General features: G+C 42.9%; 17 protein-coding genes and 1 other annotated feature. All 17 genes read right to left on the reverse strand.

The window, feature by feature from the left end:
• Positions 1–12: 12 nt before the first annotated feature.
• The 17 genes from ruvX to K7887_RS15355 all read right to left on the reverse strand — a co-directional run bounded on the left by ruvX (position 13) and on the right by K7887_RS15355 (position 18,661).
• Positions 13–429: a Holliday junction resolvase RuvX gene (gene ruvX / locus K7887_RS15275; protein ID WP_223490315.1), complete on the reverse strand. Its 417-nt coding sequence runs from the start codon at positions 427–429 to the stop codon at positions 13–15.
• A gap of 3 nt (positions 430–432) precedes the next feature.
• Complete coding sequence (locus tag K7887_RS15280; RefSeq protein WP_223493670.1) at positions 433–699, reverse strand: IreB family regulatory phosphoprotein; 267 nt, start codon at positions 697–699, stop codon at positions 433–435.
• An 82-nt stretch (positions 700–781) separates the two neighbouring features.
• The gene (alaS, locus tag K7887_RS15285; protein WP_223490317.1) at positions 782–3,415 is read right to left on the reverse strand and encodes an alanine--tRNA ligase; all 2,634 of its coding nucleotides are present in this window, start codon (positions 3,413–3,415) and stop codon (positions 782–784) included.
• Positions 3,416–3,613: 198 nt separating this feature from the next.
• Positions 3,614–3,826: a binding site (T-box leader), on the reverse strand.
• A gap of 46 nt (positions 3,827–3,872) precedes the next feature.
• Positions 3,873–4,931, reverse strand: a complete 1,059-nt coding sequence (locus K7887_RS15290; RefSeq protein ID WP_223490318.1) for an AI-2E family transporter — start codon at positions 4,929–4,931, stop codon at positions 3,873–3,875.
• A gap of 57 nt (positions 4,932–4,988) precedes the next feature.
• Positions 4,989–6,350, reverse strand: coding sequence for an aspartate aminotransferase family protein (locus tag K7887_RS15295; protein WP_223490319.1), 1,362 nt, complete (start codon positions 6,348–6,350; stop codon positions 4,989–4,991).
• A gap of 186 nt (positions 6,351–6,536) precedes the next feature.
• Positions 6,537–8,003, reverse strand: a complete 1,467-nt coding sequence (locus K7887_RS15300; RefSeq protein WP_223490320.1) for a CoA-acylating methylmalonate-semialdehyde dehydrogenase — start codon at positions 8,001–8,003, stop codon at positions 6,537–6,539.
• 165 nt (positions 8,004–8,168) lie between these two features.
• Positions 8,169–9,776, reverse strand: coding sequence for a PucR family transcriptional regulator (locus K7887_RS15305; protein WP_223490321.1), 1,608 nt, complete (start codon positions 9,774–9,776; stop codon positions 8,169–8,171).
• Between the two features lie 167 nt (positions 9,777–9,943).
• The gene (locus tag K7887_RS15310) at positions 9,944–10,177 is read right to left on the reverse strand and encodes a hypothetical protein (RefSeq protein ID WP_010196066.1); all 234 of its coding nucleotides are present in this window, start codon (positions 10,175–10,177) and stop codon (positions 9,944–9,946) included.
• Positions 10,178–10,249: 72 nt separating this feature from the next.
• Positions 10,250–10,480, reverse strand: a complete 231-nt coding sequence (locus tag K7887_RS15315; protein WP_010196064.1) for a hypothetical protein — start codon at positions 10,478–10,480, stop codon at positions 10,250–10,252.
• A 21-nt stretch (positions 10,481–10,501) separates the two neighbouring features.
• Positions 10,502–11,965 (reverse strand): NCS1 family transporter, encoded by a 1,464-nt coding sequence (locus K7887_RS15320; protein WP_223490322.1) that lies wholly within the window; start codon positions 11,963–11,965, stop codon positions 10,502–10,504.
• 172 nt (positions 11,966–12,137) lie between these two features.
• On the reverse strand, positions 12,138–13,562 hold the full coding sequence (gene hydA / locus K7887_RS15325; protein ID WP_223490324.1) for a dihydropyrimidinase: 1,425 nt from the start codon (positions 13,560–13,562) through the stop codon (positions 12,138–12,140).
• A gap of 15 nt (positions 13,563–13,577) precedes the next feature.
• Positions 13,578–14,864, reverse strand: a complete 1,287-nt coding sequence (preA, locus tag K7887_RS15330) for an NAD-dependent dihydropyrimidine dehydrogenase subunit PreA (RefSeq protein ID WP_223490326.1) — start codon at positions 14,862–14,864, stop codon at positions 13,578–13,580.
• A gap of 24 nt (positions 14,865–14,888) precedes the next feature.
• A complete protein-coding gene (locus tag K7887_RS15335; RefSeq protein ID WP_223493671.1) occupies positions 14,889–16,247 on the reverse strand; it encodes an NAD(P)-dependent oxidoreductase in 1,359 nt (452 codons plus the stop codon).
• A 131-nt stretch (positions 16,248–16,378) separates the two neighbouring features.
• Positions 16,379–17,269 carry a nitrilase-related carbon-nitrogen hydrolase gene (locus K7887_RS15340; RefSeq protein WP_223490328.1) on the reverse strand — a complete coding sequence of 297 codons (891 nt, stop codon included), beginning with the start codon at positions 17,267–17,269 and terminating at the stop codon, positions 16,379–16,381.
• Positions 17,270–17,799: 530 nt separating this feature from the next.
• Positions 17,800–17,955, reverse strand: a complete 156-nt coding sequence (locus K7887_RS15345) for a YrzQ family protein (RefSeq protein ID WP_010196047.1) — start codon at positions 17,953–17,955, stop codon at positions 17,800–17,802.
• 22 nt (positions 17,956–17,977) lie between these two features.
• Complete coding sequence (locus K7887_RS15350) at positions 17,978–18,172, reverse strand: hypothetical protein (protein ID WP_047969446.1); 195 nt, start codon at positions 18,170–18,172, stop codon at positions 17,978–17,980.
• Positions 18,173–18,187: 15 nt separating this feature from the next.
• Complete coding sequence (locus K7887_RS15355) at positions 18,188–18,661, reverse strand: PRC-barrel domain-containing protein (RefSeq protein WP_223490330.1); 474 nt, start codon at positions 18,659–18,661, stop codon at positions 18,188–18,190.
• Positions 18,662–18,809 lie beyond the last annotated feature (148 nt).

Consider the following 18,809-nt stretch of genomic DNA (forward strand, 5'->3'; position numbering starts at 1 on the left):
CTCACCTCTAATTTATTGTTGGCTGTCTAGATATCCTTGTAAAATGACAACGGCAGCCATCTTGTCTATTACTTGCTTTCTTTTTTTTCTACTTACGTCAGCAGAAAGCAGAATTCTTTCTGCTGCTACAGTAGATAGCCTTTCATCCCAATAGATGACCGGCAGTCCCGTTTTGGCAGTCAGCATGTCACCATAATGCTTGCTGGCTTCGCCGCGGGGACCGATGGAACCGTTCATATTCTTAGGGAAGCCAATGACGACTTTTTCAGGCTTATATTCAGCGATGATCTGCTTCAATCGCTTGAAACCTAAATTTTTTATTGCTTCATCAATTTTTATCGTTTCCAACCCTTGTGCTGTCCATCCCATTTCATCACTGATGGCAACACCGACTGTTTTGGAACCGACGTCTAAGCCCAAAATGCGCATGTACTACTCCTTGCGGTGCTGTTCTAGGTAAGACTTCACTAATTCTTCAATTAGCTCGTCTCTTTCAATTTTCCGAATAAGCGTTCTTGCTTCTTTATGACGCGGAATGTATGCTGGGTCTCCAGATAGCAGATAACCGACAATCTGGTTGATAGGGTTGTACCCCTTTTCCTGCAACGCCTCATAAACTGTTATTAATACGTCATCCACATTAGCTTCCATTGCATCTTCCGGAAAGTTAAACTTCATTGTTTTGTCAAAGGAGCTCATCATTTGCACCTCTCTCTTAGACTTCTTTTTTTCTATCTGCTTGTCAATTGTTACCTTTATTGTACACCAAATGTCGGCAATGTTAAACGGATTTTATCCAATCTTCAACAGATTCTAATGCAGAATCGACTTGTTCCGGGTTTTTTCCGCCTGCTTGTGCCATATCTGGACGACCTCCACCGCCGCCGCCGCAACGTGTAGCCACTTCTTTTACAACCTTGCCGGCATGGTAACCTTTTTCAATAAGATCTTTTGTTACCCCTGCAGAAATATTCACTTTACCATCTTGAACGCTTGCAAGTACTATGATACCAGAACCTAGCTTATTTTTTAAATCATCCACCATTGTACGCAGGTTATTCATGTCTGTACCTGCTACCTTGCTCACAAGCATCGTTACGCCATTAACGTCTTTTGCTTTAGAAGAAAGGTTGGATGCTTCAATGTTTCCAAGCTTTGAAGCCAAGGATTGGTTCTCTCTTTGTAGTTCTTTCATATCTGATAAAAGAACATCGATTCTTGTTCCAACTTCCTGTGGTTTCGTTTTAAGCTTTGCCGCTGCATCTTTTAACAATTGAACTTGATCATTCAATAGACGGTAAGCCCCTTCGCCTGTAACAGCTTCCATACGGCGTGTTCCTGCTCCGATTCCAGACTCAGAAACGATCTTGAATAAACCGATTTCAGATGTATTAGGAACATGACAACCACCGCAAAGCTCAAGGCTGTATTCTCCAACTTGGACAACACGAACGATATCTCCGTACTTTTCGCCAAACAATGCCATTGCACCCATTGCTTTTGCTTCTGAGATAGATTTGTTTTCAATGACAACATTGATGCTTGCCCATATCTTTTCATTAACAATCGCTTCAATCTTCTCGATTTCCTCTTGTGTCACTTGGCCAAAATGAGAGAAGTCAAATCGTAGACGATCAGCCGTCACTTGAGATCCAGCTTGGTTTACATGAGTGCCTAGCACGTCTTTCAATGCTTGGTGCAGAATGTGTGTAGCTGTGTGGTTTTTAATGATCTGTGCACGGTTTTTCGCGTGCACTTCTGCTTTAACGGTCTGTTCTCTATTTAACACGCCTTCTTCCACTACAATAGTATGAAGGTTTTGGCCGTTTGGAGCTTTTTGAACATCCTTTACAAATCCTCTGCCTGATTCGGTTACGATGTATCCGTGGTCAGCAATCTGACCTCCGCTTTCCGCGTAAAAAGGTGTCTCTGCCAAAATTACTTGAACCTCATCACCTGTAACAGCTGAATCTGCCAGCTCGCCATTTTTAACAATGACAGATAAAGTCGTTTCTGCTGCAAGCTGGTCATATCCGACGAAACTGCTCTCTGTACGGATTTCACCAAGCACACCTGATTGAACTTGCATGGAATTGGAATCTTGACGCGCGGAACGAGCACGGTCACGTTGCATTTCCATTTCCTTTTCGAAACCAGCGTGATCAAGCTCCATACCCTGTTCTTCCACATATTCCTCCGTCAGTTCAACAGGGAAACCATACGTATCATACAGTCGGAATGCATCTGCTCCGGAAACTACTGTACTTCCATCCTCTTTAGCTTTTGCAATGACAGTGGAAAGGATCGCCAAACCGTCATTCAGTGTTTCATGGAAACGCTCTTCTTCGGTTTTCACTACTCGTTGGATGAAGTCTTGTTTTTCCTTTACCTCTGGGTAGAAATCGACCATGATTTCTGCTACAACCGGCACAAGTTCAAACATGAACGGACGGTTAATGCCAAGTTGTTTAGCGTAACGAACAGCTCTTCTTAAAAGTCTGCGAAGTACATAACCACGACCTTCATTAGAAGGCAGAGCACCATCCCCGACTGCAAATGTCACCGTACGGATATGGTCGGCGATTACTTTAAATGCCGTATCTTTTTCTACGTTTGTGCGGTATTTTTCACCAGACACATTTTCAGTCGCTTCGATGATCGGAATGAAAAGGTCTGTATCAAAGTTCGTCGGTACATCCTGAATAACGGAAACCATACGTTCAAGGCCCATACCTGTATCAATGTTTTTCTTAGGAAGCGGTGTGTAAGTATGATCTGGGTTATGGTTAAACTCAGAAAATACAAGGTTCCAAATTTCAAGGTAGCGTTCGTTCTCTCCACCTGGATACAGTTCTGGGTCATTCAGGTCGTTGCCATAGCTTTCACCACGGTCATAGAAAATTTCTGTATTTGGTCCACTTGGGCCTTCTCCGATATCCCAGAAGTTACCCTCTAAGCGGATAATTCTTTCAGCAGGAACGCCAATTACTTCATTCCAGTACTTATATGCTTCTTCATCTTCTGGATGAATGGTGACGGATAGCTTTTCCGGGTCAAAACCAATCCATTTTTCGCTCGTAAGGAATTCCCAAGCCCAGTCGATTGCTTCTTTTTTGAAGTACTCTCCAATGGAAAAGTTACCAAGCATTTCAAAGAAAGTATGGTGACGGGCAGTTTTCCCTACGTTTTCAATATCATTAGTACGGATGGATTTTTGTGCATTGCAAATACGGGGATTTGCTGGAATGACACGGCCATCGAAGTATTTTTTTAATGTTGCAACGCCACTGTTGATCCATAATAGGGATGGATCTTCGTGTGGGACAAGGGATGCGCTAGGTTCAACAGCATGTCCTTTTTCTTTGAAGAAGTCCAGGAACATTTGTCGAACTTGAGCGGATGTTAAATATTTCATTTGATTTTCCTCCTTAGGTGTTACTGATTAAACTCCAGTTTCCTTTCGTTCCAGGTGTTCGCTTTCCGCGGGGCGGTGCTTGAGCCTCCTCGCTGCGCTGTGGGGTCTCAAGTCTACCGCTACCTCCCGCCGGAGTCTCACACCTTGCACTTCAGTCAACAGGGAAATTTGAAGAAAACAAAAAACTCCCGTCCCTAAAACAGGGACGAGAGTGTTCTCGCGGTACCACCCTGATTATGACAGAATAGTTCTGCCATCTCTCAGATTGCTTTAACGGTGCAAGCCGGCAGGATTTTACCCTGCTCTCCGGATTAGCTTTCCACTACCCTTCACCCTGGAATTCTTTCAGCCGTGGAATTCCTCTCTTATCAGGATGGTCTGTAACGTACTCAGATCCTTCTTTGAATTAGTTTATGTAGCTAGTATGCTTCGATTATATGCAACAGAAAGACCGTTGTCAATGTTTGATAAAATGAGCTGTAAGATGAGTTAAAGTAACCTTCATCACAGCGAATACAGGTACTGCCAAAATCAATCCTACCACCCCTGCCACCTCTCCACCAATCAATAAAGCCAAAATGATGAAAACCGGATGTATATGGAGACTTTTCCCCACAATCAACGGCGATAAGATGTTCCCCTCTATAAATTGCAGACCAAATATAATGATGATTACCAGCAGGACCATCTTCACTGAAATAGTCGCAGCGATAATCACTGCCGGAAACGCTCCGATAATCGGTCCAAAATAAGGGATGATGTTGGTGATTCCTATGATTACACCAAGCACAAGGGGATATTTCATCCCGGTCAACCAGAGGCTTGCAGTAGCCAATATGCCAATAATTAAACATACCGTCAACTGGCCCCTTATATAACTGCCAAGTGAAATGTCTACATCCTTTAAAAAGGCGATTCCAGGCTCCCTCCATTTTCGAGGGGTCAAGTACCAGATCGTTTTTTTCACTTGATCATAATCCTTTAAAAGATAAAACACGATAAAAGGAATGACGATCAAGATAAAAAAGGAGTTTAACAAACCTTTCAACCCTGCTACAACTTTTGTCATGAGAATTGTCAGCATGGCTTCGAATTCACTAAAGGTCTGGTCCACCCTCTCATGAATCCCATCCGGCCAACTAGAAGTGGAACTATGAATCTGCTTGATCCAACCGCTATATGTTTGAGCCAATCGCGGGAAGTTTTCTGACAGCTCCCATAGCTGATCAATGATGACCGGTATCCCCTTGTAAGCTATGAGACCGATTCCACCAAAAAATAAGAGATAAATGATAAGTATAGCAATTGGTCTTGGCAACCCTCGGTTGTGTGTGTATTCTACAACAGGATGCAACAGGTATGTAATGAAAATACTGATGAAAAATGGGATGCTGATGATGAACAAAACCCTCAAAACCGGCGCCCACAATGGACTCAGTTTCATAAAGACATACAAAATAATCATAACGAGTAGAAGTGTACCTAGGCGTAACAGCCATTTCTTCTGATTTTCCAAGAGAAACGCCTCCTACTCGTTATTCTCTATTTAGTTATCACTATTTATACAAGCCTTTTAATTCAACTCAGATATAGAATCGGCCACCGTGTTAATAATAAATTGCAGGTCTTCATCACTGATGGAGAGAGGTGGTGACAGGGTCAGGACATTATTAAAGCCCGCTACGGTCGCTCCGTTTTTCCCAACTATTAAGCCCTTCTTTTTACATGAGGCAATGACTCCGTTAATTCTATCTATTTCGATTGGCTCTTTTGTTTCCTTGTTTTTAACAAGCTCGATTCCTATTAACAGCCCTTTTCCACGAACATCGCCAACAAAGGGATGATCGGACAGACGGGATTTGAGTTCGCTTAATAATACTGCCCCTTTTTCGGCAGAGCGCTCTATCAGCTTTTCATTTTCCATGATCTCAAGGTTTTTTAATGCCAAGGCACATGATGCCGGACTGCCCCCAAATGTATTCACATGTCGTAAGTAGTCGTACTCCTCAGAACCCTTGAATTGGTCATAGATCTCCTTTTTTACAGCAGTGGCTGAGAGTGGCAGATAAGCACTTGTAATACCTTTGGCCATGGTGATGATGTCTGGTTTCACGCCATAATTCATGAACCCAAATGGTTTTCCGGTTCTCCCAAAACCGCAGATTACTTCATCTACGATTAAAAGGGCACCGTGTTTTTTACAAATTTCTGAGACTGCTCCCATGTAGCTGTCTGGCGGTGTAAGGATCCCTCCACCTGTAATGATTGGTTCCATGATCATCGCTGCAATAGTTTCACTGAGCTCCCAGGTCATCACTTGATCCACATCTTTCACACATCGCATTTTCATCGGATTTTCTGTTAGCGCATCTTCCATTCTGTACGTGTCAGGAGGCGGGATATGCACAAACCCTGGAGCGAGCGGTTCGTATTTATATTTTCGTTGCGCCTGGCCTGTTGCTGCCAAGGACCCCATCGTGTTACCGTGATAAGACCGGTATCTTGATACAATTTTATAACGGTTGCTCTCCCCACGTTGAGCATGATACTGTCTTGCAATTTTAAAGGCTGTTTCGTTTGCTTCCGACCCGCTGTTGGAAAAGAAAATGACGTATTCTTCTCCAAGCCACTCATTTAGCTTTTCAGCAAGTTTGATTGCTGGGACGTGACTTTGTGTTAGTGGAAAATAAGCCAGTTCTTTCAGCTGTTCGTAAGCGGCTTCTGCTAGTTCCGTTCTGCCATAGCCGACGTTGACACACCAAAGCCCTGACATACCGTCCAAATAGCGGTTGCCATCGATATCAGTGATCCAAGCGCCTTTGGCTTCTTTTACGACCATGGTGGAGGATGGGCTATAGGGTTTCATGGAATGCCATAGATAGCGGTCATCTTGAGCCAATAAATTTTGTTCTTGCGTTTGATTTATTTTACCCAACGGAAACACCCTTTCTTCTTCATTACACCGCTGGTGATTTCCGCAAAATGGCTTCGCTTTCCGCGGGGCGACCTTGAGCCTCCTCGGTTCCCTGCGGGGTCTCAACATTGTCGCTACTCCCCCGCAGGATTCTACGCCTTTTGCTCCAATCACCAGCTAGAAATTTCTTTTACTCTACACCTTATTTTAGAAATCGAATCTTGATGTGATCATTTTTTTGCGGGTGAAGAAGTTGACCCCGTCTTTTCCGTTTACATGAAGGTCGCCGTAGAAGGAATCTTTCCAGCCGGAGAATGGGAAAAATGCCATGGTTGCAGGAACTCCTACATTGACACCGATCATTCCAGCATCGGCTTCTTCCCTGAACTGCCTTACCGCCTTGGCATCTTTTGTATAGATGGTTGCGCCATTGCCGAAGCGGGATTTCTCGATATGAGCAAGCGCCTCGTCAAGGTCTTTTGCACGCAAGAGGCTAAGAACCGGTGCAAAAATCTCTTCCTTGGCAATCGTCATTTCTGGGGTCACATGATCAAAGATGGTTGGCCCAAGATAAATGCCTTCTGTCATTTCATCCATTTCTTTTCGGCCATCGCGAATCAGAGACGCTCCCTCGGAAACTCCCTGTTTAATATAGCCTAGTACTTTTTCTCTGTGGCTTTCCCTAATAACAGGGGTCAACAATACGTCTTCATCCATACCGTTTCCGATTGTCAGGGAGTTTGCTTTGTTTTTCAGCTCTTCTACAAATTGATCGTTATCTCCGACTACCACTACTGCACTGCATGCCATGCAACGCTGTCCCGCACTTCCAAATGCAGATGTCAAAATATGCTGTGCTGCTTTTTCTATATTGGCATCCGGCATAACGACATGATGGTTTTTCGCACCAGATAATGCCTGAACCCGCTTTCCATTTTTGGCGGCAGTCTCATACACATATTTTGCAACCGGCTGGGAACCGACAAAGGAAATTGCTTTAACATCCTCATGATCTAGTAAACCGTTTACCACATCATGTGCACCATGGACGATGTTCAACACCCCGTCCGGCGCTCCCGCTTCTGCAAACAGCTCGACTAAGCGATTGGCAAGCATCGGCGTCCGTTCAGAAGGCTTTAACACAAATGTATTTCCGCATGCGATGGCGAGTGGGAACATCCATAACGGAACCATCATCGGGAAGTTAAAGGGAGTTATCCCGCCGACCACTCCCAGCGGATATCTGTACATGCTAGAATCAATATCTTCCGCAATATTTGATAAGGTCTCTCCCATCATCAATGTTGGAGCACCTGCTGCAAATTCCACACACTCCAACCCTCTTTGTACTTCTCCATGTGCTTCCTTGAAGGCTTTTCCATTCTCAAGCACAATCAACTTTGCCAGTTCGTCATGATTTTCTGTTAAAAGGTGATGGTAGGCATACATGATGCGTGCACGTTTAGGTACAGGCATATCCTTCCATGTTTTAAATGCCAGTTTGGCTGCCTTAACCGCTTCCTCTACATCTTCTTTGGTTGATATCGGGACCTTTGCCAAACATTCTTTTGTCGCCGGGTTAATGACTTCCATCTTCTCTGAGCCTTTGGAATCCACCCATTTTCCATCTATGAAATTTTGCAATACCCTTGTGTCTTTTGAAGTAATTGTCATGCTATTGTCCTCCCATTCGTTAATAGAATATTTAGAACTTATGACTATTATCTGACAAAATAGAAAGGCTTTCATTAGACAAAATGTAAAATGGATAAGGTTTTACTCCTGACATTTTGGCAGAAAAAAAGTTGGTCCCTTTAGGAAACCAACTTTGTCATCATCTTAAAGACTATAGGTTTTGCTATCTCCGTCCAAATACGAATTGGTGGTATTCAAATATTCATAGACCATTACCATGAACTCGATCACAAGTCTCTTTTCAGAAGTCATGAAATCCTCCCCTAGTAAGCTTTCAAGTTTTTGAATGCGATGATAGAGAGTCTGCCTGACAATATAGAGCTTACTTGCCGTTTCTTTTTTTGAACCATTGCAGGAGAGATAAATTTTTAATGTTTCAAGAAGCTTCCCATTATGCTTTTGATCATAAATAATGACAGGTTCCAAATACTCCATGACAAAATCACGAAGATCATGATGTTTTTGCATGAACGAAATCAAGCGGTAAATATGAAGGTCCTCGAAAAAGGAGAAATGTTCATCCTTTAATAGCTGCTCCTGAATTTGCATAGCCTCCCATGAAGACTGATAACTTTTGGAAAGTTGATCAAGCGGGAGAACATATTTCCCTACCGCAAAACGGAGTGAATAATTGCCTTTGGAGTCCTTTTGTTTGCCGAGAATGTTGGCTACCCCTTCAGATAGCCTATCCTTCCAGCCTTTCTCCTCTCTTCTGTTAATAAGAATGACCGTTAGCGTATTTTTCATTTCCGTAAAGAACACAGAGAAACCTTGCTGTTCAAAGATGGAGCGAAATAAAAGGGTGAGATAAGTTTTGTCCAACGCCGGAGCCTGTTGGTTTTTCTTTTTACAAAGAAGGACCACTCCGCCTTTATGAAAAACAGCCTCATTGCGACCAAGGAAATCCCGGATGGATTCTTTGCTTTGACCACCCTCAAGCCAACTGCGAAGCCACTCACTTTCTTCCAGTCTCCTTTTCTCCTCCACATACAACCCTCTTAAAATATGCTGAGCAAGCGCTGTGATGGTTCGATCCAATAGTAAATGATCAAACTCGCTCAGTGCGCGGTCGTGAGAAAGAATATGAATGACACCATGTTGCTTGTCCAGTACCTGAACAGACTCCTTCAAGTACCTTTCTTTTAAAAGATCAGAATTCATTGAGCATACGATTTTTTTCCGCTCGTGAATAGGAACGTCAGGTATGAAGAACCTCTCTCCTGACTTATTTTCGTATATTATTTGAGTTTCCAAGTGTTCTTGCAGATAGTGTAGTATTTGCATTTCGTGGGTAATGGTCAATAGTTTCTTGTTCAACGTTTGAGAGTAACTTTCGAGTTGAGAGATCATTTGATATTGCTGGTTAATTAACACAGAATGAATATCTTGCGTAATATCTACAAATGACACTTCCTGATGAAAGAGGATGAGAGGGAATGCTTGTGCATTAGCTAAGTCAATGATTTCCTGTGGGATGAAGGGGATATAGGCACCTTTTTCAATACATAAACCGGCAGCCTGACAGTTTATGAGCTGCTGAACAAATGACTTGAATTTCTCCATATTATTTCCAAAAGAAACTCCAGTGGATAAAATTAATTCTTGTCCATTTAACAGCTTTTCTATATTGGTTATCTCAACGACATGTACCCATTTTACTTGGCGGTGGATACCTTGTTCCCCTGCGATTACTTCCGATTTTTCAAATTGTTTCCGCTTCATGATCTCTTGCAGCGACAACATGGTTTTCATGGATTCACCTCTTTTTCTTGAATTGGTTGTTACCTTTATGTATGACTAGGTCCTAAAACGATACTTTCATTATAACGTAATAAGAGATGTTATTTAATTAAATATTCTGACAAAAACACACAAAAGATGACATGTTGGCCTTTAATCAACATGTCATCCATTTTCACTTAATTATTTATCGGAAAATATAACTGAATCTCCTGTACCATTTCTTGAAATTCACCTTCATCATTAAAGTCGCTTGAATCCCAGTTTTCCAAAATCCAATTTACCAGTTCTTCAGGTGAATTAAAAAACTCGCCACTGGAATCTGCTTTGCGGATGGTGAACCTGTTGTTGTCTTCATCAATTGTTACCTCGCAAGGGTAGGCGCTCTCTTTGCATTTCAATTGATATTCCATATAAAGGATACTCCTTTCACGATGCAGTTTACATGATTTTATTCGCAGCAAGATGAAACTATGAAGGTTTCGTTAATTTTCTTGCCGTTGTTGCTTAATCAAAAGGGAGGCAAAGTACTTCCTGGAATCTGCATGCTTAATGTGTAGGGTCTCTTCATGGGAAATTTCTTTCTTGCCATCGTTTCGTTCCAGGACAAGAAAGGAACCTTCTAAGTTCTCTTCTACATCTTTAATACGAAACCCTTTATTTATGAAAAAGTCGATCTTTTCTTTTTCTGCTATATATTGTTGATAATCACTCAAATTATATTCCTCCTGACTGATTTAACTTGAAAGCTCTTTTGGTTCCTCATAGATATCATCTTCCACAATAACCCAGTCTCTTCCGACTGTAATACCGAGATACTTTTCATCATCCGGATCCTCTATTTCGGCTTGCTGGTATTTTTTAAAGTACCAATATTTTGCGAGAATGTAGTATAATCCTCCACCTACAACAAAACCGACGATGAAAGAGTAGTTTGCAAGATAGTATGCTGCCGCTCCACCTACAAACCACGAAATAAATCCTGCCAAATTGAATCCTTTTGTATATTTGAACTGACCTTCGTTCTCATAAAGATCATGAACATTCACACGTCGTTTTCTTAATAGATAGTAATCTGCAAACAATATCCCCACAATGGCAGAAAGGATTCCTCCTACAATCAATAGAACCGGAATCAATATTCCAAATAAGTTCCACGGTTGAACAACAGAACCGACAATTCCTGCGATGACAACCCCCGCCCAGAACGGAACTTTCGGACCTCCAACATTGGAAAAAATGGTTGCAGCCGGAATAAGATTTGCCGAAGCATTGGTGGACCACTGAGCAAAAATGATCATTAATAAAAGAACACCTAGAACAATTCCACTGGCTGCTTCCTGCAATGCGACAACAGGATCATAGTTTGATACGGCAATATAAGAAACACCGCCGATGGCTACCATAAAAGTTTGAGTAATAGGCAAGGCAATCACGCTTCCGACAATGCTGGATTTATTCCGTTTCAACCAATTTCGTTCATATTTAGGCGCTTTAATAAAACGTGAGATAGATGGAATATCTGCTGCCAACGTCGCCCAGAATCCCATGTTACTGAAAATGACGATCAGGAAAGCTGTTACAGCAGCTCCTCCTGTTACAGGACTTTCAATCCACGACCATACTTCCCGGCCTTGTTCCAACGCTCTGTCAGAAAGGGTGGTGTACATCCAGGCAGAAATGATGATAATGATTGGTGCTGCAAGATCAGCAAAGCGCTCAACCGCTTTAATGCCAAGTGCGGTATTAAGAAGTTGAACAGCAGCAAAAATGAGAAAGCATACAAACCAGTTATCAAAACCTGTTAGTGTAAAAAGGATGGCATTCATAGCTGTGGCACCGAAGTAGGTATTGATACCAAACCAGAAGGATGCCGCCAAGCCCCGGATAATGGAAGGGATATGTGTCCCTATCGTTCCAAATGGTGCGCGCATGTAAACGGGGAAGGAGAGTCCATGTTCGATACCTATATCACCTGTAATGGTCATGAACAATCCGATGGCTACGCTTCCGATGATGGTAGCAACGATTACCCAACCTAGCGATAAGCTTTGGACGCCTGCTCCTCCGATTGCAAAGGCAGCGAGTACGACTGCCATTCCGACCCACATGACTGCAAACCCGAGTGTGCCGATTTTCCGGTTAGCGTGAGAGATCGGTAGCAGGTCTGGCGATTTTAAATAACTTTCATTCTTTTTCATCACAACACCCCATTATAAAAATTTATGATATCTATCAACTTTTGCAGATCTCCGTTCCGGGTGATCTGCAAAGGAATATCGCTTTTTCTGATATAACAAATGCTTGACCTAGTGTGATTGTGTAGGTCAAGCATACGGAGGTTGGTTGAATAGAATTGTTAGGTTAGTTGGGTTAGATAGACAAGGTCTCGTTCTGTTTTAGTTGGGATGTTGCTCCATATTTGTTGCGTTTGATATATTGCCCGCTTCCTGCTTTACCGACAAATTGCTTATCACGAACGACAAAGTCACCTCGCACCAAGACAGAAACTGGTTCACCGGTTATTTTCATTCCTTCAAATGCATTATAATCAACGGCCATATGGTGGGTCGAAGCGGATATCACCCTTTCATGGTTCGGGTCAAAAATGACGATATCTGCATCGGCTCCAACAGAAATGGTTCCTTTTTTCGGAAACATACCAAAAAGTTTTGCGACACGTGTAGATACGATGTCGACGAACTGATTGATGGATATTCTTCCTTTTTTCACCCCTTCTGAAAACAAAATGCTGACTCTGTCTTCGATCATCGGTCCTCCATTTGGTATTTTAGTAAAGTCACCTTTGCCCAACGTTTTTTGGCCTTCAAAGTCAAACGAGCATTGATCAGAGCCAAGCGTCTGAAGCTGACCGCTTTTTAAGGCATTCCATAAAACATCTTGATGCCATTTATCACGCAATGGCGGAGACCAGACATATTTGGCGCCTTCAAAGTTCGGTTTTTCTAAATAGCTTTTATCAAGAGCCAGATATTGCGGACAGGTCTCTCCCCAAATTTCCACTCCTTTGTTTCTTGCTTCGGCAATCTTTTCTACCGCTTCTGCACAAGATACATGAACCACATAAAGCTGAGAATCTGCAAGCGAAGTAAGTTGGGCTGCCCTTCCAGTCGCTTCCCCTTCCACCTCAGGAGGCCTTGTTAAAGCATGGTAAATTGGGTCGGTATTTCCGTTTTCCAACGCTTCTTTTGTTAAGTAATCAATAACATCTCCATTTTCTGCGTGAACCATAACAAGAGCACCAAGGTCCTTCGCTGCCTTTAGAGTACGGAAAAGGGTGGCATCATCTGCCTGAAACACATTTTTATAGGCCATAAATACTTTAAAAGATGTGATTCCTTCTTTTTCGATTACTTGTGGAAGCTCCTTCATGACGGTTTCATTCATTTCACCAATCATCAAATGAAAGCTATAGTCAATAACCGCTTTATCCTTTGACTTGTCATGCCAAGTTTTAATCGCATCTTGAAGCGGTCGGCCCTTTTCTGTCAGACAGAAATCAATGATGGATGTCGTTCCTCCAAAAGCTGCCGCCATTGTTCCACTTTCAAAATCATCCTTTGTTACAGTGCCACCGAATGGCATATCCAAATGAGTATGTGGATCAATCGCACCAGGGAAGATATAACAGCCTTTTGCATCTATCACTTCCGCATCAGCTGATGAAAGGTTGAGGCCGATAGAAGAGATTGTTTCCCCTTCGATCAAAATGTCTGCTTCATACTGGTCGCTTGCTGTCACAATAATACCGTTCTTTATTAGTTTTTTTGCTGCCATTTGTTCCATTCCCCCTTATTTAACCGTATCCACTTCGAATTGTTTCAATAAACCAAGAGCAGACTGCCTGTCATTCCATGTCATAGGCGGTTGTTCATGGGGCAGCTCCACCATGGTGATCGCGTCGTCCACTGGGCAGACAATAGAACAAAGATTACAACCAACACAATCTTCTTCTCTTACCTGCAAATAGGATTTCCCTGAGGAATCCTTCAGCATATCAATACACTGATGGGAAGTGTCCTCACAGGCGATATGGCATTTATTGCAGTTAATACAGGTATCCTGATTGATTCTTGCTACAATTTTGTAGTTCAAATCGAGGTTGCCCCAGTCGGAATATTTAGGTACAGATTTTCCTACAAGGTCCATCACCTTGGCAATCCCTTTCTCATCTAGGTAATTGTTCAAACCATCCAACATGTCTTCCACAATTCGAAACCCATGATGCATAGCTGCCGTACAAATTTGAACACCTGTTGCCCCCATCAGCATGAACTCTACGGCATTTTGCCAATTAGAGACGCCGCCCATACCGGAAATAGGTACATTTATTCTAGGGTTTCTTGCACATTCTCCCACCATATTGAGGGCTATCGGCTTTACAGCAGGTCCGCAATATCCGCCATGGGCACCTTTACCTCCTACATGTGGTATCGTGTTCCAACTGTCAATATCCACACCAGCGAGGCTGTTAATCGTATTGATCATACTGACAGCATCAGCTCCTCCTCTGACTGCTGCCTCTGCCGTCACAGTGATGTCTGTTATATTTGGTGTCAATTTAACAATGACAGGTGTAGTTGCCGCTTCTTTCGCCCAATACGTTTGCTTTTCCACAAGTTCCGGAACCTGGCCAGATGCAGAACCCATTCCCCTTTCAGCCATTCCATGAGGACAGCCGAAGTTCAACTCAAGTCCATCCACACCTACCGCTTCCACCTTTTTCACTATTTCATGCCATTTTTCTTGTTTGGGTTCTACCATTAAAGAGGCAATGACCGCCCGATCTGGAAACTTCTTTTTTGTTTCTTCAATTTCTCTTAAGTTTATTTCCAAAGGTCTGTCGGTTATAAGCTCAATATTGTTGAAGCCTGCTACTCGCTGTCCATTAAAACTGACTGCCGCAAACCGAGAAGACACATTAATAATGGGATCTCCAAGAGTTTTCCATACAGCGCCTCCCCACCCTGCTTCAAAAGCACGCTGTACTTGATATCCAGAATTAGTAGGCGGTGCTGAAGCAAGCCAGAATGGATTCGGTGCTTTAATACCTGCCAAATTTATTGATAGATCTGCCAAATGCTTTCCCCCTCACTCTAAGTTTTAAGCTGTCTCCACCTTGTTCTTTACGAGTTTTTCGTACAGAGCATATGCGGTAAGTTTTCCTTGTTCCGCAGCAGTCACCACCATTGCCTCTCCTTGCCCCTTACCAAACACAACATCACCACAGGCAAATACTTTTTCATTGGAGGTTTGATGTGTATGCTTATCTATTTTCACTACTCCATCGTCGTGAATAAGACCGAATTGTTCAATAAGGTTGGTATATCTCGTCTGACCGATTGCCTTGATTACAACGTCTACTTGTAATGTGTGTTCGGAACCTTCCACTTTAACAGGTCTCCTTCTACCATCAGCACCAGGGGCTCCAAGCTCCATCTTTATGCATTCAATAGCCGCTACTTCGCCTCTTTCATTGCCGATAATTTTACTTGGCGCTGTAAGCCAGCGGAACTCTACACCGTCCTGCTTTGCAAACTCATATTCAAAGTCATAAGCCGTCATCTCTTCTTGCGTTCTGCGATAGAGAATCTTTACATTTTCAGCGCCGAGCCGGACGGAACAGGTTGCGCCATCGATGGCAGTATTCCCAGCACCAATGACCACGACATTTTTGCCTTTAAATTTATCTGTAATGCTGTTCGTTTTTGTTTCTTTTACAAAATCAATGGCGTCATATACTCCATTCAGATCTTCTCCATCAATTCCAAGCATCGGAACACTAGCCATTCCAATTGCTAAAATAACCCCATCATATTGAGTCAGAATATCATCTACGGAAATGTCAACTCCCACTCGTGTATTTGTTCGTATCTCCACATCCAAGCTTTTAACCTGCTCCACTTCCCAAAAAGAAACACTTTTAGGTAGGCGGAAGGAGACAATGCCATACGTATTAAGACCGCCTGCTTCTTGCTCTGCTTCAAAAATAGTGACTTGAAATCCAAGTAAAGCCAATTCACGAGCTGCAGAAAGCCCTGCTGGCCCCCCGCCGACAATCGCTACCTTTTTACCGTTGGATTTCCCTTTTTGGAAGAGAACCTGCTCGTTTCTGATGGCCCAATCTGTTGCATACCGTTGAAGATCGCCTATGACAATCGGTTTTGTATGATGATTAAGTACGCACGCCCCTTCACACAACTCTTCCGTCGGGCATACCCTCGAACAGCTTGCTCCGACAGGGTTGGCACTCATGATCGTTTTGGCTGAACCTTTTAAGTTACCAGAAGCAATTTTTTTGATGAAAGAAGGAATATCAATACTAGTAGGGCACGCTACAATACAAGGTGCGTCGTAGCAATATAGACAGCGATTAGCCTCCTCCAATGCTTCCCGATCTGTTAAACCAGGTTTTGCTTCCATAAAATTCACAACTAAATTTTCTAAATCGATTCGTTTCATTGCCCCTTTCACATACCCACTCCCCTTTATCCATTCTCGCAAGAAAAAAAGGTAACTCATATCGACGGATGTGCCCAATATTAAATACTGGAATCAGGTTCACAAACTGCGAATGAATTACCTCTTGTCCTTTACGGCAAAAGTGCGGTCATTTCTTCATATGTCTCCGGTCTTCTGTCACGGTAAAACTGCCACACATCTCTCACTTCACGAATTAATTTTTTGTTCATTTCACCAATGATTACTTCATCTTGATCTCTGCTACCTATGGAAACAAAGGACCCTCTTGGATCAACCAGATAGGACTGTCCATAAAACTCGCCCATTTTCCATGGACCTTCCACCCCGACCCTGTTGATGGCACCAACATAATAGCCATTTGCCACTGCATGTGCAGGTTGCTCCAGTTTCCATAAGTATTCCGAGAGACCGGCCACTGTAGCGGAAGGGTTAAAGACGATTTCAGCACCTTTTAAACCAAGCAGTCTTGCACCCTCAGGAAAATGTCTGTCATAGCATATGTACACGCCGACTTTTGCATATGCTGTATCAAAAATTGGATAACCAAGGTTGCCCGGTTTGAAATAAAATTTTTCCCAGAAGCCGTGGCCTTGGTCTCCTACCCCAACTTGAGGAATATGTTGTTTACGGTACTTGCCGAGATACTTGCCATCCGCATCAATCACTGCTGCGGTGTTGTAATACGTGGCAATGCCCTCTCTCTCATAAATGGGAAGGACAATAACTACACCAAGTTCCTTAGCAAGGTCTTGGAACAGTTTTGTTGTCGGACCATTCGGGATTTCCTCGGCAGCCTCGTACCACTTGGCATTCTGTTCACTGCAAAAGTATGGCCCATAAAAGATTTCCTGAAGACAAATAATCTGTGCGCCTTTTGCCTTCGCTTCCCTAACAAGATTGATATGCTTTTCAATGGCCGCCTTTTTATGGACCTCCACGGCCTCCGAACCATCCACATCATTGGATGCCTGAATTAAACCTATCATCACTTTGTCGGACATATAAGAACCTCCTTTTGATGATTGCATGCGAAAAATAAATTATTAGAATAATTAGAACTTTATGTATATTCTACTGTCTTTAGGCTTGTATTTCACTATACATAATGTCAAATCATACAGGGCAAAGACTGTCCAAAATGTAAAACGACAGTATCCTAGTTGATTGTAGTGGAAGGCGCGCAGACGCCCGCGGGAGGAAGGAAAGCCAATGAAAACGGAACTATCATGTGTTTAGTGATTTCTAGCTGTTGATTGGAGCAAAAGGCGAAGACTCCTGAGGGAGATAGCGCTTGGTGGAGACCCCACAGGCGTAGCCGAGGAGGCTCCAGCAGCGCCCCTAGGAAAGCGAAGCCATTTGCGGAAATCAACAGCGGTGTTTAAACAACATTTTAAATCAATGGTATTTTCGTTGGGCTTTTAACGAAGTGAGGAGGTTCACGGACCGCCCGCAGGCAAGCGAAGCGCCTGGAACGGAAATCAACTGTTTAAACGTAAAAAACCCCGCTCCTGTAAAAGGAACGGGCTTCACATTAAGAAAACAATTTCTTTGCTTGCTTTCTCATTTTCTTCATATTGCGTTTGGAAGTCATATCTCCCAAAAAGTTTTGCACATCATTATTTCGGCTAAGTCGAGTGGCAGCGGCTCCAAGGCCAATCATTAACAAGGATGTCATAGCTCTGTTCATGCGACTCACTCCCAAGTTTTAGTTACATACTAATTTGTCGATCGTCTTCATGAAACAAATCATCCAAAGAACTCAACGTCCCATCCTCTTCCACCTGATGAGTATGGACCATCCCTTTGGATACGGAAAGCTCAATAAAACAACCCCAACAATAATACTGATTCACACCGATTTTACCGATATCTTTACTTTTGCAATTAGGACAACAAAGGACCATCATTGACACCTCGCGTTAGGATAGTACAGAAACGACGACGGTATCTTTTCCGATGACAAGATCTGAAGGATTCTTTACAATTTTCTTTCCTTCTGACAAATCTGCGAAAAAACCGTCCGTTACCTCATATCCTACGATTGTGCCCGTTTCCTCTTCGAAATATACATCATCCAACAGCCCGAGCTTATCTCCTTCTCCCGTTATAAAAGACTTTCCTTTTATACCATGAAAGTGGTGATAATACACTTGTCCGTCCTTTTTGGCAATGGGTGTAAGAGCGTGTTCTCCCACCATGATTCCTTCCTCGCCAAAAGAATGAATGTATTCAAAGGGTAGAAACTTGGCTCGATGGAACAGGCCTTTTCCATCGATGATCAGTCCTTTGATATGCCCTGGTTCTTCAATGCAAAGATCTTTTACCCGGCCAATCTTATTCCCTGATGCCATATCGTAAATTAGCATCCCAATCACTCGAGAAAATGTTCTCAAAGAATCCACCTCTTTTCGAACATTACTAGCTTTTGTCTGATTGGTTCACCTGATACCGCGAAAGGTTTTCCATTTTAAAATAGGTGTTTAAATTCAAAAACAGGCCAATTTACTCCACCTTTGACCAAGCAGTATTTCGCAAGTCGAA

Origin of the sequence: Sutcliffiella horikoshii (assembly GCF_019931755.1) — a bacterium.
GTDB classification, from domain to species: Bacteria; Bacillota; Bacilli; order Bacillales; family Bacillaceae_I; genus Sutcliffiella_A; species Sutcliffiella_A horikoshii_E.